The sequence below is a fragment of the Nostoc sp. genome (assembly GCF_036917155.1).
Classification (GTDB): Bacteria; Cyanobacteriota; Cyanobacteriia; order Cyanobacteriales; family Nostocaceae; genus Nostoc.
The window spans coordinates 1-25,437 of the sequence record NZ_JBALDZ010000167.1 but is presented as its reverse complement, the minus strand read 5'-3'; the positions used below and the strand labels follow the sequence as shown (position 1 = coordinate 25,437).

The 25,437-nt window shown below is 47.4% G+C and carries 4 protein-coding genes; all 4 read right to left on the bottom strand.

Features of this window, described 5'->3' with window-relative positions:
- Positions 1-3,781 (bottom strand): beta-ketoacyl synthase N-terminal-like domain-containing protein (locus V7K67_RS22325; RefSeq protein WP_335168472.1); only part of this gene is annotated, 3,781 nt, incomplete at its 3' end.
- Positions 3,768-16,511, bottom strand: a complete 12,744-nt coding sequence (locus V7K67_RS22320; RefSeq protein ID WP_335168470.1) for an SDR family NAD(P)-dependent oxidoreductase — start codon at positions 16,509-16,511, stop codon at positions 3,768-3,770. The genes V7K67_RS22320 and V7K67_RS22325, both read right to left, overlap by 14 nt.
- 5 nt (positions 16,512-16,516) lie before the next feature.
- Positions 16,517-22,261 carry a type I polyketide synthase gene (locus tag V7K67_RS22315; RefSeq protein WP_335168468.1) on the bottom strand — a complete coding sequence of 1,915 codons (5,745 nt, stop codon included), beginning with the start codon at positions 22,259-22,261 and terminating at the stop codon, positions 16,517-16,519.
- Complete coding sequence (locus V7K67_RS22310) at positions 22,254-25,328, bottom strand: SDR family NAD(P)-dependent oxidoreductase (RefSeq protein ID WP_335168466.1); 3,075 nt, start codon at positions 25,326-25,328, stop codon at positions 22,254-22,256. Before V7K67_RS22310 ends, V7K67_RS22315 begins: the two co-directional genes overlap by 8 nt.
- Between the last annotated feature and the right edge of the window lie 109 nt (positions 25,329-25,437).

Sequence of the window (25,437 nt, the reverse complement as noted above, 5' to 3'; positions counted from 1 at the left end):
TGTTCCCTGTTCCCTGTTCCCTGTTCCCTGTTCCCTGTTCCCTGTTCCCTGTTCCCTGTTCCCTGTTCCCTGTTCCCTGTTCCCTGTTCCCTGTTTCCTGTTCCCTGTTCCCTGTTCCCTGTTCCCTGTTCCCTTCAAAAGCGATCGCATTTCTAGCTTGGGCTTGTCCCCATAACTGACGGTTAGCTCGTCGATAAACTTGCAGCCGCTCAATGCCAATTGGCAGGTATGGGAAAGAGTGATCGCCTTCTTGGAGTGTAGCCGCACCAGCCAACTGAAGTCCGGCATCCAGCAGAATAGGATGGATTTGGTATCCTTGTGTAGCATTCATACCCGTCTCTTTTGGCAGTTCGATTTGGGCATAACTTTGTCCGGCTTTGCAACCTAGCTGCTGTAGGGAATGGAAACAGACACCGAATGAAATACCTTGCTCTTGCGATCGCTGATAAAAAGCTTGAGGATCAATCTCTATATTATGAGATAGCCAATTCGTCAAATCAATTGTTTTTGGTACAGACCCGATTTCACCTGGTAAGACTGTACCTGTAGCATGGACAGTCCAGGGGTTCTCAGCATTTTCTCTCTTAGGATCGCGACTGCAAATCTCGAACCGATAACCCTGACTTTCTAAAGGATGCAAAACTACCTGCATAATCTTTTCGGGCTGGGCTGCTAAAATTAGAGGCTGCTCCATTGCCACGTTTTCCAACACGATGCAGTCAGATTGGAAAATATTAGCTCCCGCCGCGATCGCCATCTCTAGATAGGCTGCACCTGGCACAATTACCTGCTCAAAGATCTGATGGTCAGCTAGATAAGCCGGAGATGATGCACTAATTATAGATTCAAAAAAAATCTCTTTGCTGCGACCAGCTAACTGTAATCTCTCACCAAGTAAAGGATGTAAACTATGGCTTGGCTTTGTTGTGCGCTGAGGCGGAGTTTCTACCCAGTACTGTTGTCTTTGAAAAGGATAAGTCGGTAATTTCACCTTGCGACGGCGGTAGTCGCTCTCAAATCCCACCCAATTTACTTTTGCTCCCAAAACGTACAATTGTCCTAAACTGGAGAGCATTTGCTGCCAATCTTCTTGTCCCATTCGCAAGGATGGCAACCAGACACCGCTATTATCGGGTAAACACTGACGACCCATACCCAATAAAATCGGTTGGGGACTACATTCGAGAAACACCTCATAACCTTGTTGGTGTAATGTCTGCATACTGGCTGCAAAGTTGACCGGGGAGAGAATATGGCGACTCCAGTATTCCGGTGTTGTGACTTCTGAGGTGGCAATTGCTCCTGTAATGTTAGAAATTAACTTCAGGTGAGGCGAATGATAGGTAATCTGGCGTGCGACTGACTCGAATTGCGCCACCATTGGTTTCATCAGTGGTGAGTGAAAGGCATGAGAAACTTGTAGTTTCTTGCTCTTGACTCCCAGTTTTTCTAGTTCGTTAACAATAGCTTGCACTGTGGCTGTTTGACCGGAAATGACTGTACTTTGAGGACTATTAATAGCTGCAATTGATACTTGTTCTGAATATGGGGCAATTATTTCTCTGACTTGTGCGACTGGCATAAATAACGATACCATCATGCCCTCAGTCGCTAAATGCTGCATCAACCGCCCCCTGGCAGCAATTAGTTTCAGTCCATCTTCTAGGGGAAACACTCCAGCTATACAAGCGGCTACATACTCACCCACACTATGACCTATGACTGCACTAGATGTAATTCCCCACGATCGCCACAGTTGATAAAGGGCGTATTCTAGGGCAAATAAAGCGGGTTGGGTGTAAGCTGTTTGGTTTAAATGTGAATCTGTTTGAGGATAAAGTATTTCTAATAAAGAGATTTCTAGTTCCGAACGTAGAATTTCATCGCATTCCTGAAGTGCTTTTCTAAACGTTGGTTGAGTTTGATACAGTTGTTGCCCCATCCCCACATACTGTGAACCTTGTCCTGTGAATAGGAAGGTAATTTCTGGCTCGTATACCCTACCAGAACTAATCGTCATAGCTAGCTGTTCGACTAGCTCCTTTGTTGAACCTGCAACGATCGCCATTCGATATTCAAAGTGCGATCGCCCAGTATTCGCACTAAAACAAACATCAGCTAACTCTAATTCTGGCGCAGTTTCCAGGTAAGTTCGATATGCTAAAGCCAACTGCAATAAAGCCGTTTCACTCTTCGCTGACAGGCTAAAAAGATGGAGGGGACGCTCAGAAGAGGCAAGGGGGCAGAGGGGATGGGGGGTAGAGGGGCGGAGGGGCAGAGGAGCGGAGGGGCGGAGGGGCAGAGGGGAAATACCATTGTCACTCCTCCCCTGCTCCTCTGCTCGCCTGCTCGCCTGCTCGCCTGCTCGCCTGCTCGCCTGCTCCTTTAATGGTGCTTCTTCCAGGATGACATGGGCATTTGTACCGCTAAAGCCAAATGAGCTAACCCCTGCCAGTCGGGGCTTTTCTCCTCGAACCCAAGCCATGCTATCCGTCGGTATGGCGATCGCTAGTTTGCTCCAGTCAATGTAGGGATTAGGTCGCTTGAGGTGTAAGTGGGGAGCGATGCTGTCATGCTGAAGCTGTAGCACGACTTTTATTAGTCCAGCAATTCCGGCTGCTCCTTCTAGATGTCCGATATTAGTTTTTACAGAACCAACGATTAAAGGGCGATCGGGTGAATGACTGCTGCTAAATACTGCTCCTAGCGCCCCAATCTCAATGGGATCGCCCAAAGATGTGCCTGTGCCGTGAGCTTCAATATAGCTGACTTGGGCAGGCTCGACACCGCTTGCTGCTAGGGCGCGACGAATTACAGCTTGTTGGGAAGGGCCATTAGGAACTGTCAGCCCACTAGTATGCCCGTCCTGATTGATAGCGGAACCGCGAATTAAGGCGAGAATCCGATCTCCAGCAGCGATCGCATCAGATAAACGTTTGAGCAGAATAACGCCGCAACCTTCAGAGCGGACAAAGCCATCAGCACTAGCATCGAAGGTTTTGCAGCGTCCATCGGCAGACAGCATTCGCGCTTTTGTAAAGTTGATATTGAATACTGGGGATAAGAGTCGTTGGACTCCGCCAGCGATCGCCACATCACACTCTTGGTTACGTAGACTTGTACAAGCCAAATGCACAGCTACTAAGGAAGAAGAACAGGCTGTATCTACAGATAGGCAGGGGCCAGTTAATCCTAGCAGGTAAGACAATCGCCCAGAGGCAATACTGTGAGAGTTGCCAGTTGCTAGGTAGGCATCAATCCGCTCCTCTCCTTGGTTAAAGAGATTCTGGGTATAGTCATTGCTACAAATCCCAATGAAAACACCTGTTAAAACTTTCGCCAAAGCTTCAGGGGTAACTGCGGCTGCTTCTAGGGTTTCCCAAGTAACCTCCAACAGAAGGCGCTGTTGCGGATCGAGGGATATAGCTTCGCGGGCAGAGATGCCAAAGAAATGGGGGTCAAATTCTTGCGGGTTATTGACAAAACCCCCATAGCGTGTATTCATCTTCGCTGGCGCATCGGGATCGGGGTGATAGTAGGCGTTGATATCCCACCGATCGCGAGGAACTTCGGCGATCGCATCTTTACCCTGGTGGAGTAGTTGCCAGAACATTTCCGGATCGTTTGCGCCACCTGGAAAGCGGCAACCCATACCGATAATCGCGATCGGTTCAGTCTTGGCACCCAAGAGGGCGTTCAGCTTTGCCTTCTGCTCCCTAATTTCGAGCAAAGCGTCTTTGAGAAGTTTGGCATAGTCCGGTTGAGGATTACTCTGACTCATTAACTCCACCTCCATATAGTTCATCAGCCAGTAATGCTGCCAACTCTTCTTGAGACAAATCGGCTAAATCAGTATGGCTGGTTTGAGTTATTTCCGTTGTTTCCAGTGAAGCTGACTGGTCATCAGGTAATAGATGGTCACTGAGCGAAGCCGAAGTTTGCTGCACTAAGTAATTAACCAGAGTCTCGATTGTAGGATAGTCCATAATCGCTGTTGCTGGCAGTGAATATCCCAAACTCCCTTGTAATCGGTTTCTTAACTCCACAGCAGTCAGTGAGTCCATTCCCAAGTCAAAAAAGCCTGATCGTTCATTAATGGTTTTTGCTGAAGCCATACCTAATACATGGGCTACTTGCTGTTGTACGTGGTTTAACAACAACCGTCGTCGATCGCTAGGCAATGCTGTCCGCCATTGTTGCAGAAATTCCGACTCGATTTTGACAGATGAAGAGTCGGTTTTCTCCTGCCAATCTGCTAAGAAACGGTAGTTTAACCAATGGGACAAGCCCTGTTTATTAGACCAGTCTATGGCAACTAACCCGACTTCTGCGGCTTCTGGTTGCTTCAGCAATTGTTCTAGGGCTAGTAATACCTGTTGCGGTTGAATCGGTTTTATTCCTAGCTGTTGGCCACGCACGTCAGCCCCTTGTTCTGCCGCTTCTCCGATTTGGGACACTGTTCCCAAGTGCAGACTTTGAGCAGGTAAACCGAGCGATCGCCGATAGTGGGCAAATCCATCTAGGAACGCATTCGCGGCGGCATGATTGGCTTGTCCAGGAACACCGAGTAATGAAGAAACCGAGGAAAACAAAATAAAGAAATCTATTGCATCTGTGAGAGTTAATTGATGCAAATTCCAGGCTCCTTGCACCTTGGGAGCCATCACACGAGAAAATTTTTCCCAACTCTGGTGTTGTAATGTGGCATCGTCGAGCATTCCCGCTGAGTGAATAATCCCCCTTAAGGTTGGCAAAGATTGGCGGATATGACTAAATACACGGCTCATGGCTTCATAATCGGCAACATCAGCTTGGATGACTGTTACCTCAACGCCAGCTTGTGCGATCGCGTTAATTTGTTTTTGCGCCGCTTCATTAGCTGGGCGACGACTGACTAATACTAGATGTTTGCCGCCTTTGTCCACCAACCATTGGGCAACTAATAATCCCAACCCACCCAAGCCACCTGTAATCAAATAAGTGCCGTCGCCAGAAAATGATAGGGCAGGGGAGCAGGGGGCAGGGAGCAGGGGAGAGGAACAGGCTTGTTGAGTCCAGAAATTGGGATAATTTATTTTTTGGAGTTCCCTTGCTGACTCATCCTCCTGAGTAACAACAATTTTGCCAATATGCTTGGCTTGTTGCATGTAACGAAAAGCTTGTACAGTCTGCTGAATGGGGAATACTGTTAATGGTGAAGGTTGAAAATAACCACTAGCAAACTTTTCTGCTATTTCTGTCAGCAATGAATGTATTAGGTCTGGTTGCTCTTGAGCAGTACGTACCAAGTCGAAAGTTGTATAAATAATATCTGGACGGACGGCAGCAACTTGGGCACTTGTCCACACCCCACGCTTGGCAATTTCGATGAAGTGTCCACCAACTCTTACAACAGAGAGACTCTTGGCAACAAAATCACCAGAAGTTAACGAGTTGAGAACAATATCTACCCCTTGTCCTTGGGTTAGTTGCAGCACCCGATCGCCAAATTCGGTTGTACGAGAATTCATAATATGTCGCACACCCATTCCTGCCAGGGTTTTCCACTTGGAGGGACTGGCGGTAGCAAAAACTTCTGCTCCAGCTTTTTGGGCAATTTGGACTGCGGCGATCCCAGTTCCGCCAGCAGCAGCATGAATTAAAACGCGTTTACCAAAAAGATAAGGCTCAAAGCCTTGCCCCTTGTGGGCAATACCCTGCTCCCCTGCTCCCCTGCTCCCCTGCTCCTCTGCTAAATGCTTCAGGGCATAGTAAGCAGTTAAAAAGTTGCTGGGAATCGAGGCAGCTTCGGCAAAGCTCAGGCGTTGGGGTTTGGCAATGACTTGGGTAGCCTTGACGGTGACATATTGACTAAATGCACCCTCAACTACGGCAATTACCGCGTCGCCAATCGCAAATCCCTCAACTCCTGCTCCTAAAGCAGCGATCGTCCCAGCACATTCGCCGCCAAAACTCACCATTTGTTTGAGATGTGACTGAGAAACACCATCCACTTGTTCTGGAATCAAATCTAGGGCAGCGATGACATCCAGAAAGTTTAGTCCAGTTGCTTTAAGTTGAATTTCTACTTCCCCTGGATTGGGATAGCGCCGAGTTGTCGATGCCAAGATCAGGTTATCTAAAGAACCTCGACTCGCCATTGTCAGTTGAAAAGGACTGGATGGAATGGACAATGATGGTTGCTGTGCCAAAATCTGAGAACTGGCAATTAAGCGAGGAACATACCGAGCATTGCGCCGCAAAGCAATTTGGTCTTCCTGATCTTGCGCCCACACTTCAGCCCAAAGACTAGCGGCTTGTGACTCAATACTCTCGCTGGGATCTAAATCTATGCGCGTACACCGTAATTCTGGATGCTCTAGAGCGATCGCTTTGCCCATACCCCATAAAGATGACTGCCCCACTCCAGATAGGTTTAGTTCTGAGCGCTCGGCGGGTTGCGTACCACGAGTTACTATCCATAGTCGGGGTTGTGGGAAAAGGTTAGCGGCGATCGCTGCTTGTACAAGGGATAAGACTGTACCACATCCTAAGTGAGCGATCGCTTCCAGATTTTGGGCATTAATCGCTGAAGCTTCAGGACTATCAAGTGTCCAACAATGAATAATGCCATGCAATCCTGGCGTTTGGGCGGCAATCTCTTTGATTAACTGCTCGTATTCTTGGGGGAAAGCAGACTGTTCTATTTGTAACGGCTGTTCAGTTGCCAAAGGTTGCTTGATTATTGTTTGGCTGGCAACAGGAAACTGGTTGTTCCTCTCTGTTCCTTGTTCCCTGTTCCCCGTTCCTTCTTTAATCAATACCAGAGTGCAAGTTTCGCCTTGAGTTTGCAGATGTTCGGCGAGTTGGCTGCCGACTCCCTGCCGATCTGCGAGAATCAGCCAACCCCGCTCTTTAACTATTGGTTTCTCTACAGGTTGCTCAACATTTTGGGCGATAATTACTGACTGTTTTGCTCCTGTAGCTGGTGGCGGTAGCACAGCAACAGGACTCAACCCATTAGTTTGTAGGACTTGTTGCCATTGGCAAACATTTAGTAAAGGGTAATCGGGTCGTAATTCTCGGTCTTGGAAACGCCACCAGCCTGGTAACAAACCGAAAATCAAATCTATCCAACGTTGGCGATCGGTTCCTTCTAGCAAAACGAGCAACCCTCCCGGAGCTAGTAACTGTTTGACGTGCTGTAGGGTTTGGTTGATATCCTGAGTGGCGTGTAAAACGTTGGCTGCTATCACCACATCGTATTCATGGGCATCAAAACCTTGGGCTGTTGGTTCTTGCTCAATATCAAGAGTTTTGTAATCGACAAATTTATAATTTTCAAATTGGTTTTGGGCTTTACTGAGGAACAGTTGACCAATATCAGTAAAACAATAACGCGTTTGACTAGCCTGTAGTTCTGGCAATAAATAGCTGGTCGTTCCTCCCGTACCTGCACCAATTTCTAAAATCCGAATTCCCCGTTGGGGGGGTGCATCAGCTATTGCTATTTTCACAACCTGTTGCACTAGGGTGTTGTAAATTTGCGCGGCGGGGGAGTCTTGGTAAAGTTGAGTAGCTGAATCAATATCTGCCGTGGGAAAAACCACCTGGGTTGGCTCGACAGCACCACGCAAGACTGCACACAGGTTCTCTCCACAGCGCTGCACCAAGGTTAGTTCACCTTGAATAAGAGTAGTGTATGGTTGCAAACTTTGGAGATAAATATCTGGGTCAGCAGCAGGTAGAGGCTGGCGCACTTGCCACTGACCTAAAGTTGCTGTCAAAATTTGCTCTGCCGTGAGAATCTGTAACAGGTGTTGTAAGAGTTGGTGGTGTTGGGGTACGACACCCAAACGTTGAGCAGCAACTAAGAGGGAGAATTTATCCCCGACTGAGAAAGACCAACCCAGTTGACTTAATGCTTGGATAATATGCTCTAAACTTAACTGCTCAAGTTGGGGCAGGAGGGTGGTGTAAATCTGGATGTCATCGCCAGTAATTAATCGCTCTAGGTGCGGTTGGAGTTGGTTAACGATCGCCTCTGGGGATGGAATAAAGTGGGGAGGTTCTAAGAAACCAAACCGGGACTGCGATCGCCATTCCACCTCATAAAGGCAATTCTGTAGAGAGTCTTTACCTTGATTTAGAAGTGCTTGAGATGTGACTGCTTGGAATCGCAAACCATCCAGCAATGCTACAACTTGGCGTTCGCTATCAAACAATGTAACCTGAGCTTTGAGCGCAAAATTTGACTGCTCTTGCAAAGAAGCAACTGCCCATATTTCTAAGCTGGGACGGCGATACACTATCAAACGTTCAACACCAACGGGAACGTAGGTGCGAACTCGATCTATTTCCACAAGACCACCCACAACCTGCATCACTGCATCTAACAACGCTGGATGGAGCCAATAATTACAATCTTGATGCAAATTTGCAGGAAGTTGAATCTGCCCCAAAGCTTGATTCTGTCCTCGCTGTAACTTTTGCAATCCCTGGAAACTAGAACCATAATCAATGCCCTGCTGTTGTAACTGCTGGTAAAATGCCTTAACTTCGATTGACTCCTGATTTGTCCAAGTCTCTAAATCTAATTCTGCGGGGATTGTGTTTGTCTCGTTTGCTAAAACTGTACCTGTAGTATGGACAGTCCAAGGGTTCTCACTATTTTCTCTCTTAGAGTCACGGCTGCAAATCTCGAAGCCATAACCCTGATTTTCTAAAGGACTCAAGATTACTTGGACAATCTTTTCCTGGTGTGTTTCTAAAATTAAAGGTTGAGCGATCGCTACGTTTTCTAACACAATGCAGTCAGATTGAAAAATATTAGCTGCTGCTGCGATCGCCATTTCTAAATAAGCTGCACCTGGAAAAATTACTTGCTCAAATATCCGGTGGTCAGCTAGGTAAGCTGGAGATGATGCACTAATAATAGATTCAAAGAAAATCTCTTTGGTACGACTGGCTAGTTGTAATCTTTCACCAAGTAAGGGATGTCGGTTGTAGCTTGGCTTCGTTGTGGGCTGAGATGGAGTTTCTACCCAGTACCTCTGTCTTTGAAAAGGATAAGTAGGCAATTTCACCTTGCGACGGCGGTAGTCGCTCTCAAATCCCACCCAATTTACCTTTGCTCCCAAAACATACAATTTTCCTAAACTTTGCAGAATTTGTTGCCAATCTTCTTGTCCAATTCGCAACGATGGCAACCATGTAGAGCCTTCATCAGATACGCATTGGCGACCCATACCTAATAAAATCGGTTGCGAACCACATTCGAGAAATACTTTATAGCCCTGCTGGTGTAATATCTGCATACTGGCAGCAAAATTTACAGGTGCAAGAATATGGTGACACCAATATTCAGGTGTTGTCACCTCAGAAGTGGCAAATGTGCCTGTAATATTAGAGATAAATTTTAGCTGCGGCGAATGATAAGTAATCTGACGAGCAACTTGCTCAAATTGCCCCACCATTGGTTTCATCAGTGGTGAGTGAAAGGCATGAGAAACTTGTAGTTGCTTGCTTTTGATTCCTAGTTTTTCCAGTTCGTTAACAATGGCTAGCACTGCGGCTATTTGACCGGAAATTACTGTACTTTGAGGACTATTAATAGCAGCAATTGATACTTGTTCTAAATACGGAGAAATTGCTTCTGTGACTTGTGCAACTGGGGCGAGTAAAGATACCATCATGCCTTCAGTCGGCAACTGCTGCATGAGGCGACACCTGGCAGCAATCAGTTTTAGTCCATCTTCAAGGCTAAAGACTCCAGCTACACAAGCCGCTACATACTCGCCGACGCTGTGACCGATCGCGGCACTAGGTGTAATTCCCCAAGACTGCCAAAGTTGAGACAGAGCGTATTCTAGGGCAAATAAGGCGGGTTGGGTATAAGCTGTTTGGTTTAAAGGTGAATCTGTTTGAGAATAAAGTATTTCTAATAAAGGAATTTCTAGTTCCGAACGCAGAATTTCATCGCATTGCTGAATTGCTTTTCTAAAAGTTGGTTGGGTTTGATAGAGTTGTTGCCCCATCCCCACATACTGAGAACCTTGTCCTGTGAATAGGAAGGCGATTTTCGGAGGTTCATTCCCAATTATCCCGCTACTGAGTCCAGGTAACTCTTCATGGCGACAGAAAGCAGTAAGTTTTGTTGCCATCTCGGTGACTGTTGCTCCTACTACACTCAAGCGATCGCTAAAATGTAAACGTCCTGTGTGAGCAGTGAAACAGATGTCAGCAAGTGGCTGCAATATGCCATCTAAGCGCAAGTATTCGCAGTAATTGAGCGCTAATTGCTTCAGTGCTGCTGCATTTTTGGCAGATAAGTTCAGCAGGTGCAGAGGGCGTTCCCCTTTCATCTCTACTGCATCCAGTAACGGTGGTGCTTCTTCAAGCACCAGATGGGCATTAGTTCCGGTAAACCCAAAAGAACTTATTCCAGCCCTGCGGCGATCGCACGAAACCCAGGGAGTTAACGTAGTCGGTATTTGGATAGGCAAATTTTCCCAATCAATTTTGGGATTAGGGTGCTGTAGATGCAAGTGGGGTGGAATGGCTTGATTTTGCATTGCCAAAACAACTTTAATCAGCCCTGAAACCCCTGCTGCTGCTTCTAAGTGACCGATATTTGTCTTAACTGAGCCAACAAATAACGGAGATTCTGGAGTGCGTTCGTGTCCTAGAACTGCGGCGGCGGCATTGAGTTCGATTGGATCTCCTAAAGATGTGCCAGTTCCATGAGCCTCTAGGTAGCTAATTTGATGAGGCTGGAGTTGCGCCGAAGCAAGTGCTTGAGAAATAAGTTGCTGTTGAGCCTGCCCATTAGGGACAGTTAAACCACTGCTGGAACCATCGTGGTTGACAGCACTGCCCCGAATTAGAGCTAGAATCCTGTCCCCATCGCGTTGAGCTTTACTGAGGCGTTTCAGGACTACCATACCGCAGCCTTCACCACGGGCATAGCCATCGGCTGAGGCATCAAAAGTTTTACACAAACCATCACTAGAAATCATCCGCGCACTGGAAGCCCAGATGTAAGAGGCAGGAGTGAGATGGAGTTTTACACCGCCAGCGATCGCCATTTGACATTCGCGTAAGTGTAAACTGTTACAAGCTTGGTGAATAGCGACTAACGATGATGAGCAGGCGGTATCAATAGCCAGGGTTGGCCCTGTAAAACCGAAGGTGTAGGCAAGGCGACCAGCCGCACTCGAAAAAGCATTACCAGTTCCCGCGAAAGTGCAAACAGGACTATCAGGGTTTTGCTGCAAATGTTGGGCAATTAACTGCTCGTAGTCGTGTCCGTCGTTACCGATAAAGACTCCTACAGACGCACCAGCCAGCCGCTCAGGAGCGATCGCAGCTTGTTCTAGAGCTTCCCAACTGACTTCCAGCAACAATCGGTGTTGTGGATCGATCGCTACAGCTTCGCGGGGAGAAATACCAAAAAAGGCAGGGTCGAAGCGATCTATACTGTTGATAAAGTTGCCGTAGCGAGTGTAAATTTTGCCTGGTATGTCTGGAGTCGGGTCATAATAAGTTTCAACGTTCCAGCGATTTTGGGGAATTTCTGCTCTAGTATTAGTTCCCGATGCCAGCAATTGCCAGAAGCTTTCGGGATCTGTAGCATTCCCAGGGAAGCGGCAACTCATACCAACTATCGCTATGGGTTCATAAATATCACCAACCTGCGCTTGAGGGAATAGGGAACGGGCAACGGGGAACAGTAAGGGTTTCTGTTCAACATCTGCCCTGTTCCCTATTCTCTGTTCCCTGTTCCCTTTTATTCCCTTGGTAGTTGCTTCAGCCAATGCCAATAAATCTGTGGCAAGATAGTGAGTCAACCGTTCAATGTTGGGAAAGTCAAAACTTAAGGTGCTGGGTAAATTAACCCCCAAAAGCTGGTTGAGGCGATCGCGTAATTCCACTGCCATCAGCGAATCCATTCCCAACTCAAAAAATCCTTCCTCAAGCGCTGGTAATTCCTCTGTCGGCAAGCCCAATACCCGCGCCACTTCTTTCTGCAAGGTGCGGCGTAATATTTCCAGACCTTCTGCGGCTGGAACTGATGCGAGTTGTTCGCGTAGTGGAGTTGATTGTGCTGTCTCGATTGCTTGCTCAAGTTGAGTTTGCGGTGCAAGTTGCTCCAGCAATCGCCGAGTTCGACCTACTGCATAAATTGCCCCAAAGCGTTGCCAATCTACGGGCGCGACGACAAATTGGCGATTCTGGGAATTCAACAGTAACCCCAGCGCAGCTTTAACCTGGGTCAAATTCAAACTCCCTACGCCGATCTTCTGCAATCTTTGGGTTAAGGCTTCAGCCCCAGGTTGATTTATCATGCCTGCGCCGATAACAGCAGACCAATTCACAGTTAAGCCTGGTAATCCTTGAGACTGGCGGTAAGCTGCAAATAGATTTTGAAATTCATTAGCAGCAGCGTAGTGAGATTGGTTTGCCGATCCCCACACAGCAGCGATTGAAGAGAAGTTGATAAAAAAGTCTAATTCCCAGTCCTGACTAATTTGGTGTAAATTCCAAGTACCAGCTACTTTGGGTTCTAGCGTTTGCTGTAGTATTGAATGCTCTAGCTCGGCAATCCGATACATACCACCGTCGCTACCTGCTGCATGGATAATTCCACTGATCAGAGGTAGTTTTCTTAGTAGCTCTGACATGGCATTTCGCAGACTTTCACCGTCACTCACATCAGCTATAGGCGTAATAATTTCTACTCCTGCTGCCTGGAGTTGCTTAACAGCTTCTTGTTTTTCCTTGGTATTAATGCCACTGCGACTGAGTAAAATCAAGTGTCGAGCGCCTTGCTCCACTAGCCACTGAGCGACACTTAATCCTAAGCCTCCTAATCCGCCGCTAATTAGATAAGAGCGATCGCTCTTAATAGAGAATTTATGGGTAGTTTCTGGGTAGCTTTTAACAAGTCGAGCAACATACCGGGTTCCTGAACGATAAGCTATGTGTTCCTCTCCTGAAGTTCCCAATAACTCCATTGCGATCGCCTGAGCTTGTTCCTCAACATTTGCTTGTCGATCCAAATCTATTAACCCGCCCCAATGTTGGGGATACTCCAGCCCAAACGCTCGACTTTGACCCCACACAGGTGCTTGAGAAATGGCTGGTAAATCTTCACCTAGAGCGATCGCGTTCTCTGTGATTACCCAAAGTTTAGCGGTGCTACTCCCAGGCTGGGATACCATAGTTTGCATGACATCCAGTAGTTGCCCGCAATTGGTATTTACGCTACCTGTCAAAGTAGCTGTAGTTAGCGTTTCCGTCGCAGGTAAATCCAAACTCCACAGGTAGATAATTCCCCTTAGGGATGAGGTGGACAAGGTAGAAAATACTCCCCCATCTCCCTCATCTCCCTCTGCCTTTCCTGAAGTTACTAGAGAACAGGTTTGTCCTTGTTGCTCTAAAACTTGAGCTAGGGTAGAAGCTAAAGTCCCTGAGTTGGCTAGGATTAGCCAATGACCAGGTGTAGAATTTTGAGGAGCAGGGTTAGGATTGGGTTGCCATTGCACTTCATACAGACAATCCTGAATTGAAGCGATCGCTTGTTGCTGTTGATGTTCTTGAATCAGCCGCTCTAAAATTTCAACTTGAGCAGCATTTAATTGGCGATCGGTTCTGCTTAAAAGTTGGGACAATTGCTCAGTTTGCCCTGCTTCCAGCATTGCTATGACCTGGGTTTGTTGCTCAGAAGTAGGTTTGTGTTTGTTTGCTTGTGTAAGTTCCGCCCAGTAGCGTTTTCTCTGGAAAGGATAAGTGGGCAAAACTACTTTACGATAATGAAGATTTTGATAAAATCCAGTCCAAGCGATCGCTACTCCACGCACATATAAATCTGCCAAACTTTGCAGGATTTGCTGCCAATCTTCTTGTCCGACTCGCAAGGATGGCAACCATGTAAAGCGTTCATCAGATAAGCATTGGCGACCCATACCTAATAAAATCGGTTGAGGGCCGCATTCGACAAACACTTCATAGCCTTGCTGGTGTAATGTCTGCATACTGGCAGCAAAGTTCACAGGTGCAAGAATGTGGCGACACCAATATTCCGGTGTCATTACTTCTTCAGTGGCAATTGCGCCTGTGATGTTAGAGATAAATTTTAACTGTGGTGAATGATAAGTAATTTGCCGAGCGACTTCTTCAAATTGCATCACCATCGGTTTCATTAATGGTGAATGAAAGGCATGGGAAACTTGTAATTGTTTGCTCTTAACTCCCTGTTTTTCTAATTGACTAACAATAGTTTTAACTGCGGTTTCTTGACCGGAAATAACTGTACTGTGAGGACTATTAATAGCTGCAATTGATACTTGTTCTGAATAGGGGGCAATTATTTCTCTGACTTGTGCGACTGGCATCAGTAACGATACCATCATGCCTTGAGTCGGTAACTGCTGTATTAGCCGACCCCGTGCGGCAATCAGTTTGAGTCCATCTTCTAGGCTAAAGACTCCTGCACAGACGGCTGCTACATACTCACCGACACTGTTACCGAGTAGTACAGTCGGTGTAATTCCCCAAGATTGCCACAGTTGATACAGTGCGTATTCTAGGGCAAATAACGCAGGTTGGGTATAAGCTGTTTGGTGTAAAAGTAAATCTTCGCCGATTTCTGGATGAAGTACCTCTAGCAAAGGGATTTCTAGTTGAGAACGCAAGATTTCATCGCAGCGATCAAGGCAATTTTTGAACGTAGGTTCGGTTGTATATAGCTGCCGACCCATGCCCGTATACTGTGAACCTTGACCTGTAAACAGAAAAGCAATTTTTGGTGAATTGTCAGAATTAGTTTTGCTGGTGTTTTGCCAATTTTTTAGCTTTTGAATCAGCTCGGTGGTTGTAGCAGCAACAAATCCAAGGCAGTAGTCAAAGCGATCGCGCCCTGTATTGGCACTAAAACAAATATCTTCAAGCAATACCTCTGGATGACTTTCCAAGTAGGTTTGATAAGACTGACCGAGATCGACTAGCCCCTGCTGACTTTTAGCCGATAAAGTCAGGAGATGGTAGGGGCGCTCAGAAGAGGCAAGGGGACAGAGGGGCAGAGGGGAAATACCATTGTCACTCCTCCCCTGCTGCCCTGCTCCCCTGCTCCCCTGCTCCTTTAATGGTGCTTCTTCGACAATTACATGAGCATTAGTGCCACTGAATCCAAAAGAACTAACTCCTGCCAAACGGGGCTGATTCCCCTTCGACCAGGGCATGAGTTGGGTTGGTACATGAATCGGCAATTCTGACCAGTTAATGTGGGGATTAGGTTGTTTTAAATGTAAATGGGGGGCAATTTCTTCATGTTGCAGTTGCAGAACTAACTTAATTAATCCCGCAATACCCGCAGTTGATTCTGTATGTCCGATATTCGTCTTCGCAGAACCAACAATCAAGGGTGTTTCTAGGGTGTGATTTTTCCCAAACACCCCATCCAAAGCAGTAATTTCGATGGGGTCTCCCAGAGATGTTCCCGTACCATGAGCTTCGATATAGCTAATCTGAGCCGGATCGATCTTGCCATTGTTCAGCGCTTGACGAATTACTTGTTCTTGGGCAGGCCCGTTAGGCACTGTCAAACCACCACTGCGACCATCTTGATTGACGGCACTGCCTCGAATCAGCGCTAAGATATTATCCCCATCCCGTTTTGCATCCGAGAGGCGTTTCAGAACCACTACACCACATCCTTCTCCACGTCCGTAACCATCGGCTGCGGCATCAAAGGTCTTGCAACGCCCGTCGGGAGAAAGTGTATGCGCCTGACATTCAGCAATGTAACTTTCTGGAACTAGCATCAAGTTAATGCCACAAGCCAGCGCCAAGTCGGATTCCCCAAGCCGCAAACTTTGGCAAGCTAAATGAACCGCTACCAGTGATGAGGAGCAAGCGGTGTCTACAGTTAGAGTTGGGCCTTGGAAACCAAAGGTAAAGGCGATTCGTCCCGCAGCAGTGCTAGGAGCCGAGCCGGAGGCTGAGTGGGCATTGATAGTTTCGTAGTTGGGAAAAGCGATGGTGGGGTACTCTAGGTTCATCAGCCCGACAAAAACACCCGTTTTGCTTCCTAGCAGCGATTTAGAAGGTACGCCAGCGGACTCTAAACTTTCCCAGCAAACTTCTAGCAGTAGCCTTTGTTGAGGATCTAAAAAATTGGCTTCTCTTGGGGAAATGCCGAAGAATTGAGCATCAAAGCGATCGATGGGTAGATTGAGAAATGCGCCCTGGCGGGTGTAAATTTTGCCTGGTGTGCCAGGGTTGGGATCGTAGAAGGCTTGAATATCCCAGCGACTTAGAGGTACTTCTGAAACCAGATCGGCTCCTGCTCTGAGGTGTTGCCAAAACTCCTCCGGTGAGTTGGCACCACCAGGAAGCCGACAACTCATACCGACGATCACTAACGGCTCAGTCTGAGCTTGTTCTAGCTCTGTGAGTTTTGCTTTTGTCTCCCGCAGCTTGACTAGTGCTTCTTTGGCTATCCGCGATCGCTCATCTGATGATGAAACCACTTGCTTTACCTCTCTAACTCACTGGCCAGTAATGCAAAAACTTCGTCTTCCGATAAGTCTGCTAATTCATCTTGGGACGATTGTATTGGAAGGGGACTGTTACCCTGTCCAACACTTACTCTGTTCCCTGTTCCCTCTTCCCTGTTCCCTTGAAAGGACTGTTCTAACATTTCCCGTTCCAGGTATGCCACCATTGCATCTAATGTCGGATAGTCAAACAACAGTGTTGAGCGCAGGGTCTTACCAAGACTCATCTGTAGCTGATTTCTTAAATCGAGTACCATCAACGAGTCGATTCCTAAATCGAACAAAGGTTGCTGGGGTTTGATTTGTTGGGGGTCGCTGATGCCCAAGACTCTAGCTAAGAGCGATCGCACGTAACTCATTAACAAAGCTCGCCTCTCAGGTACGGGTGTTGCTTCCCACTGTTTGAGAAATGGCGAATGCTCCCCAGTTTGCTGTCCAAACTGTTGCTGAAACACTTCTAGAAATGGTGATGTTGTCGCTGCGGAATTTTGTTGAAAAAATCGCGGCCAATTAATTGGCATCACTCCCACCTGAGCCATCGCTCCAGCCATTAACTGTTCTAATATCTGTAACCCTTCTGGTTGGGAGATGAAACTAAATCCTGACTCCACAAACCGTTGTTGGAGTTGCTGACTCAAACGGCTTGTCATTCCCCCTGGCTCAGATCCTACCCTGTATACAGAAGTTATCGAATCATTACCAGTCCTTGAATTACCCCACCCTAACCCTCCCCTTGTTAAGGGGAGCCACTGCGTTGGGCGGCTCTGCCGACTTGAAGCAAGTGGCGTGAAGGAACTAGATTTTTCTTTTTCCCCCCGTTTATTGGGGGGATTAAGGGGGGTAATTCGGCTGTAATACTCAGACCAGGGTCCCCACTGCACACTCAGTCCGGGCAGACCAAGTGCCTGACGGTATTGAGTCAAGGCATCTAGAAAGACATTAGCAGCAGCATAATTCCCCTGTCCGGCTGCTCCCATCCAGGCAACCATTGATGAGAAACAAACAAACCAGTCTAGGGACATATCTTGAGTGAGTTCATGCAACAGCCATGCTCCCTGAACTTTCGGAGTCATAACTTTCACAAAGCTTTCCCAACTTTGCTGTTGTAGAATGCCATCATCCAAAACTCCGGCGGCGTGGATTACCCCGCGCAAAGGTGGTAATTGTGCCTGTATCTTGGTAAATATCCTGGTCATTTCCTCCCGGCTAGAAACATCTGCTTGTTCAACCATTACCTTTGCTCCAGCTTGCTCCAGCTTGGCGATCGCCTCGGACGCAGCGTAGCTGAACGCATTTCTTACAGTTGGCGTTGGTGACTGACGGCTGATGAGGACTAAATGACGTACTCCTCGCCCCACTAACCAATGAGCAGCTTGTAAACCCAAGGCTCCCAATCCGCCTGTAATTAGGTAACTCCCTTCTGCTCGAATTGTTACTTGCTCTGATTTTTCAACCGTGCGATGACGAACTAACCGCGCTACATAACGCTGACCTTGGCGTTGGGCAATTTGGTCTTCTCCATCGGAGTCAAAGATTTCTTGGGCGATCGCCGTTGCATCTGCTGCACTTGTTGCCATTAGATCGAGGTCGAGCCGATAGCAAGGTAGATCGGGATACTCCAAGGCAATTACTCGTCCCAATCCCCATAATGGTGCTTGCTGAACTTGAACTTTAACAATTCCCTGCTCCCCATTCCCTATTTCCTTGAATGGTTCGACTACCTGAGATCCCTTGGTAACTAACCAAAGTTGAATAGAGTCAGATTGATGATTTTCCGTTAAGGATTGAACCAGATGTAACACACTGGCACAACTCAGTTCTTGCGATCGCCTCAACCCATCCAGATCGACTTCCTCAACCGGATCTCCGATCAAAGACCATAGATGAATCACCCCTTGTAGCGGTTTGGGGAGTGTTAGCAACAGGCTATGAAAATCAGTCGGTTTTAAAGGATTGATTTGGTAGTGTTTGTCATCAAGTTGTTGATAGGTTTCTCCAGGTATGGCGATCGCATAATCCTTTCCCTGTTGGGCTAACTGTTGCGCCAGTTGCTCTCCTAGTCCAGAGCCATCTGCAAAGATCAACCAATAACCCTCCACTCTTTCAGGTATGAGATTTTTAGGTAGGACTTTAGCTTGCCAGCAAACTTCATAGAGCCAATCGCTGAAATCTTCTTTCAGCATACGTTGTAGTGATTGGGGTGTTGTTCGGCGCATAGAAAGTCCCTCAACTTGAACCACCACCGCCCCACTCGAATCGACTAACTGGAGATCGGTGGCGATCGCTTCTGGCGCAGCGTAGCCGATTGCACTTTGGCTAGCGGATCTTTTTTTAGCTTGTACCCAAAGTTGATGCCCAGATCGTCTGTAAAAGTACAGACGCTCAATACCCACAGGCAAATACAGAGATGTTTCATCATCTGCTAAGAGTGCCTGTGTGAAAGCCGCACTCCCCCATTGGAAACTGGCATCGAGCAGAACTGGATGAATTTGATAGCCCTCAGTTTCCAGATTTGCTGGTAATTGCAGTTGAGCATAACCCTGTTCTGCTTCCACCCACCCTTGCTTTAAGGCTTGAAAATAAGAGCCATATTCCATTCCTTGCTGTTGAGAACGCTGGTAAAAATTCTCGCTTTCAACGACCTCTAAGGCTGATTCGACTCGATTTGACCAAGTTGCCAAGTCAACAGTCGGGAATGCAGCTTCACCGGGCAAGACAGTGCCCGTAGCATGAACAATCCATAAAGATTCCTGTGCTGCTGGCGATCGATTCAGACTGCAAATTTCAAAATGGTAACTTTGTCCGGCGTTGGGAGTCAAAATCAATTGCAGGGTTTGATTTTCTCCAGAGGAGAAAATCAGGGGTTGTTCGATCGCCACATTTTCTAGTACTACACAATCAGATTGAAAAACAGCAGCACCAGCAGCGATCGCCATTTCTAGATAAACGGCACCTGGCAATATCATCTGCCCAAAAACTCGATGATCTCCTAAATAACTTGGGTTTTCAGAACTTAAGCAAGATTCAAAGACAATTTCTTGAATTCTTGCCACCTGCAATTTTCGACCTAGCAAGGGATGGAAAAAGTCAGAACTTCCTTCTGCCCCTCCACTCCTCTGCTCCCTTGCTCCTCTGCCCCTCTGCCCCTCTGCCCCTCTGCCCTCTGCCTTGGTGGGTTTGGTTTCAATCCAATAGTTTTGGCGTTGGAAGGGATAGTTGGGTAGCAGAACTTTGCGGCGGCGGTGGTTGCACTCTAATCCATACCAATCAACTTTTGCTCCACGTATATACAATTCGCCCAAACTGGAGAGCATTTGTTGCCAATCTTCTTGCCCATTACCCAAGGATGGCAGCCAAGTCCCCTGCTCTAGTGGGAAACACTCACGTCCTATGCCTAACAGCACAGGCTTGGGACTGCATTCTAGAAATACTTCATAACCTTGTTGAGCTAAAGTTGCCATACCGGCGGCAAAGTTCACAGGTGAGAGAATGTGGCGACACCAATATTCAGGTGTCGTGACTTTAGATGTGGCGTAGGCGTAGCCCGTCGTAGACATCGCTCCTGTGATACTAGAGATGAACTTCACGCGCGGTTGGGCGTAACTGACTTGGCGAGCAACTTGCTCGAATTCTGCCACGCCGCCGGACGCTAACTGTTGCATCAGCCGTCCCTGAGTTGCAACTAACTTGAGACCATCTTCTAGGGAAAAAACCCCAGCTACACAAGCGGCAACATACTCACCAACACGGTTACCCATCACTACATCGGGTTTGATGCCCCAAGATTGCCACACTTGAGCGATCGCATATCCCAAGGCAAAAATCGCTGGTTGTTCGTAGACTGTTCGATCCAAAAGTGACTCTTCTTCTACCTCTGGATAGATTACAGATAACAGTGATTTATGTAAACGAGGTTGCAGGAGAGTGTCGCATTGCTGTAAAACTTCTCGAAACTTTGGCTGGGTTTCGTAAAGCTGCCGTCCCATGTTTACATATTCTGACCCCTGACCTGCAAACAAAAAAGCCACTTTCGGCACTCCTGCTGCCAGAGTAAATTGCTCTGCATCCAGGCGTAGCAATTTTTCACCCAAGTCAGTCAGGTCGCTAGTCACAATTGCCAGCCGATAATCAAAGTGCGATCGCCCGGTATTAGCTGTAAAACAGAGGTCGCCTAAATCATCATCAAAATGGTTGGTAATGCGATCATGATAACGAGAAACAAGCTGCCGGAGTGCTAACTCACTTTTAGCGGATAAAGTCAGAAGATGATAGGGACACTCAGAATTACTCCTCTGATCCTCTACTCCCCTGCTCCCCTGCTCCTTTAATGGTGCTTCTTCGACAATTACATGAGCATTAGTGCCACTGAATCCAAAAGAACTAACTCCTGCCAAACGGGGCTGATTCCCCTTCGACCAGGGTATGAGTTGAGTTGGTACATAAATCGGCAATTCTGACCAGTTAATATAAGGATTGGGTTGTTTGAGATGTAGGTGCGGAGCAATTTCTTCATGTTGCAGTTGTAGAACCGACTTAATCAGTCCAGCAATCCCGGCGGCGGCTTCCAGATGACCGATATTAGTTTTAACTGAGCCAACTATCAAGGGGTGTTGCTGAGAGTGACTAACGCCAAAAACTGCTCCTAGCGCTGTTACTTCAATCGGATCGCCAAGAGAAGTTCCGGTTCCGTGTGCTTCGATGTAGCCGATCTGGTCTGGTTTGATTCCAGCGTTGTTTAGTGCCTGACGGATAACCGCTTGCTGAGAAGGTCCGTTGGGAACAGTTAATCCGCTAGTATGACCATCTTGGTTGATTGCTGAAGCCCGAATCACTGCCAAAATATTGTCACCATCTGTCACTGCATCCGAGAGCCGCTTGAGGATAATTACGCCGCACCCCTCACTGCGGACAAAGCCATTAGCACGGGCATCAAAGGTCTTGCAGCGGCCATCGCCTGAGAGCATCCGCGCTTGAGAAAGGTTGATGGTAAATTCTGGCGAAATCAAGCGATTGACGCCGCCAACGATCGCTAAATTGCTCTCTCGCTGGCGCAGACTTTGGCAAGCTAAATGAGTCGCTACTAACGAGGAAGAACAGGCTGTATCGACAGCAAGGCTCTGACCAGTCAAGCCTAAAAGGTAAGATATTCTGCCGGCGGCTACACTGTGGGCATTGCCTGTAGCTAGATAGCTATCTATCTCGGTAACATCTTGGCTCAATAAGCGTTGGTAATTGTCATTCGTAGAAATGCCTACAAATACACCTGTTTGAGTCTTAACAAGCTGTTGAGGATTTAATCCGGCATTTTCCAGAGCTTCCCAACTGACTTCCAACAGTAACCGTTGCTGAGGATCAAGGGTGAGGGCTTCACGAGGGGAAATACCGAAGAATTGGGCATCAAATGCCTTTAAATCTTCGATAAAGCCACCGTAGCGCGTAGACATTTTTCCCGGTGCTTCTGGGTTGGGGTCGTAGTAAGCTGCCACATCCCAGCGATCGGGCGGAACTTCGGCGATCGCATCGATACCTTGGCGTAATAACTGCCAGAATAGCTCAGGAGTATCGGCACCACCCGGAAAGCGGCAACCCATGCCGATAATAGCGATCGGCTCCTTTTGAGAGGCTGCTAGCGCATCAAGCTTGCCTTGCAACTGTTCAATCACCAAAAAAGACCGTTGCAGGGGAGTTAGATTTTCAATGTTGTGGGATGAAATCTTAGCCATTGGCATTCTCCTGAATCAGCCGATCTAGCTTTTGGTTGATGAACTCTTCTAATTGCGCCTCCGAAAGCTCTTGGGTTCTAGCCAAAAGCGACCGCTCCATTGTAGTCTCTTCGAGTTCTTCGTCAAGAACAATATCAGCAGCTTCTAATCCCAAAACTTCCCCCATGAGATAATCAACTAATGCTCCCACCGTGGGATAATCAAACATTACAGTTGAGGCGATCGCGCACTCTAAGCTAGTTTGCAAGCGATTTCGTAATTCCACAGCAGTGAGAGAATCAATTCCCAACTCCACAAAACCTTGCTCTAAGCCTATCTGTGCGGATGATGGTAAACCTAGTACCTGAGCTACCTGTTGCCAGACATGGGCAACTAATAATTCTCGGCGATCGCTAGGATCTGCTACTGCTAACTGTTGACGAAATGCAGAGGTAAGATGCGGCCGCAATTCAGATGTTTCTCGCCAATCTGCAAAAAACGGCGAATTAGCCGACTGCTCTAAAAATTTTTGCCAGTGTATCGGCACTACCCCAACCGTGGCACGGGAGCTATTCAGTAAGAGTTGTTCCAACACTGCTAAAACTTTTTGCGGGGCGATCGTGCCAATTCCTCGCTGCTGCGCCCTTTCATCTACCTGCCGTTGGGCAGCAGAGCCAACTTCTGCCACCACGCCCCAGTTAATACTCAATCCAGGCAGTGCATTTGCCCGACGGTAAGCAGCTAAGGCATCTAAAAAAGCATTGGCGGCTGCGTGGTTACTTTGACCTGGAGAACCCAGTAAAGCGGCAGCAGAAGAAAATAATACGAAAAAGTCCAACGGTTGATGCTCAATCAACTGATGCAAATTCCATGCCCCTTGCACTTTAGGAGCCATTACCGATTCAAACCGTTCCCAAGAAAGCTGTTGCAGCACCCCATCCGCCAACACACCTGCGGAATGAATCACACCCCGTAACGGGGGAAGTGACTGTTGAATTTCTGAGAACAATTGCTGCATCGCTGTCATATCAGACACATCAACTTGAGCGATAACAACTTTAGCGCCTGCTTGTTCCAGCGCCTTCATCTGGGTCTGATTCACATCCCGAACCCCCTTACGCCCTACTAATACTAGGTTTTTAGCTCCCTGCTCTACTAGCCAACGGGCTATGAGTAATCCTAAACCTCCTAATCCCCCAGTAATTAAGTAAGTGCTATCACCATGAAGTTTATCTGTAAATGCTAAATTTTTTACCTCTAAAACTTCCGAGGACAAACTGATGACAATCTTGCCAATATGCTTGGCTTGCTGCATATAACGAAAAGCATTCACCACTTCCTGAATCGGAAATATTCTGAGTGGGGGAGGTTGGAGTAATCCGCTTTCAAATTGCTCGACTAATTCCCGCAGTATGGATTGGATTAATTCTGGTTGCTCCTGAGAAACACGTACCAGATCGATAACTTTGTAAGCCACATCAGGTCTGACTTGTGCCACCTGCTGAGAGTCCCAAACTACCCGTTTGCCAATTTCCAAAAATTGACCCTGGGGATGAATTACCGCTAGGCTATGGGCAATGGCATCACCAGAAGTAAGGGAATTAAGCACCAAATTAACGCCCTGCCCTTGGGTGATTTGCTGCACTGTCTCTACAAACTCGCTGGTACGGGAGTTCATAATGTGCCGCACGCCCATATTTCTGAGAGCTTGCCATTTGGGAGGACTGGCTGTGGCAAATACTTCTGCTCCTAATTGTTGAGCAATTTGCACGGCAGCCATCCCAGTACCTCCGGCGGCGGCGTGGATGAGAATGCGATCGCCTGTACAAATTTTGCCGGCATGATGGAACGCATAGTAGGCAGTCAAAAAATTAACCGGAATGGCAGCAGCAGCTTCAAAGCTGAGGTTCTTTGGTTTGGCAACCACATAAGCTGCATCAACCGTAACAAAGCGGCTGAAACTACCATGAGCGATCGCTATTACTGGATCTCCAATCGCCAAGCCGGTAACGCGATCGCCAATAGCAACAATTTCGCCCGCGCACTCCCCACCAAAACCTGTTGTTTCTAGTAAATGCTGTTGAGACACACCATCTACTTGCTCAGGGAGCAATCCTAACGCAGCAATGACATCCAAAAAATTTAAACCTGCGGCTTGTACGCAAATTTCTACCTCTCCTGATTTTGGAGGACGGCGATTTATTGGTTCCCACTGTAAGTTTTCGAGGATTCCTCGCTCCTGCATTGTCAGTCGGAAATTTTGGATTAATTTCTGTAACTCCTGACTCCTGCCTTCTGCCTTGTCTACGACACGCTGCGCGATCTGCCTCCTGCCTCCTGCCTCCTGATATCGCCCCAGTCTGGCAACGTAACGTAATCCCCGCCGAAATGCTACTCGATCTTCGATATCTTCCGAGCAAATTTCCGCCTGTAATGCTTGTGCTTGGACTTGTGAGGGTGCTTTGGGGTCGAGATCGATACACACACACTTTAATTCTGGATGCTCTAGGGCGACGACTTTCCCCATCCCCCACACAGAAGATTGACCGACTGCCAAAACTTCTGGATAGTCTTCAGAATCACCTGTGGGTACAGGTTGCGCTCCGCAAGTTACAAGCCACAATCTGGACTGTGCTAATCCAGCTTTGCCTAACGCTTGCACTAAGAATAAAGTCGTTTTGCATCCCTTTTCAAAAGCTACTGCTTCAGGTTGATCGAGACTCCAACATTGGATGATACCGTAAATATCTTGTGGCTGACTACTGATGAGTTGCAGAAAATCCTCTGGGCGATCGCAATTGATTACAAATGTGGCTGGTGCAATTTTCTGATATTTTTCTCCCGGAAAGACTAAGGTACAGATGTCTCCCTGCGCTTTCAGTTGTGCGGCTAAATGTTCAGCTACACCTCCTCGATCCGCAAAAATCAGCCAATCGTGATGCTTTAAACTAACCTGAGATATGGGAGATTCTGAAACTTGAGCCACAATTAAAGCTTGTTTTAAAGGGAACAGGGAACAGGCAACGGGCAACAGTGAAGATTTTTGGTTAGATGTGGAAATTGTTACTTGTTCCTTCCCTCGATCCACTAAAGGGTTAGAAGCCCTATTCCCTATTCCCTGTTCCCTATTCCCTATTCCCTGTTCCCTATTCCCTATTCCCTGTTCCCTATTCCCTATTCCCTGTTCCCTATTCCCT

Excerpts from the sequence above, each read along its gene's own strand:
- V7K67_RS22315 (WP_335168468.1), bottom strand. The coding sequence starts at position 22,261 with ATGGCTAAGATTTCATCCCACAACATTGAAAATCTAACTCCCCTGCAA.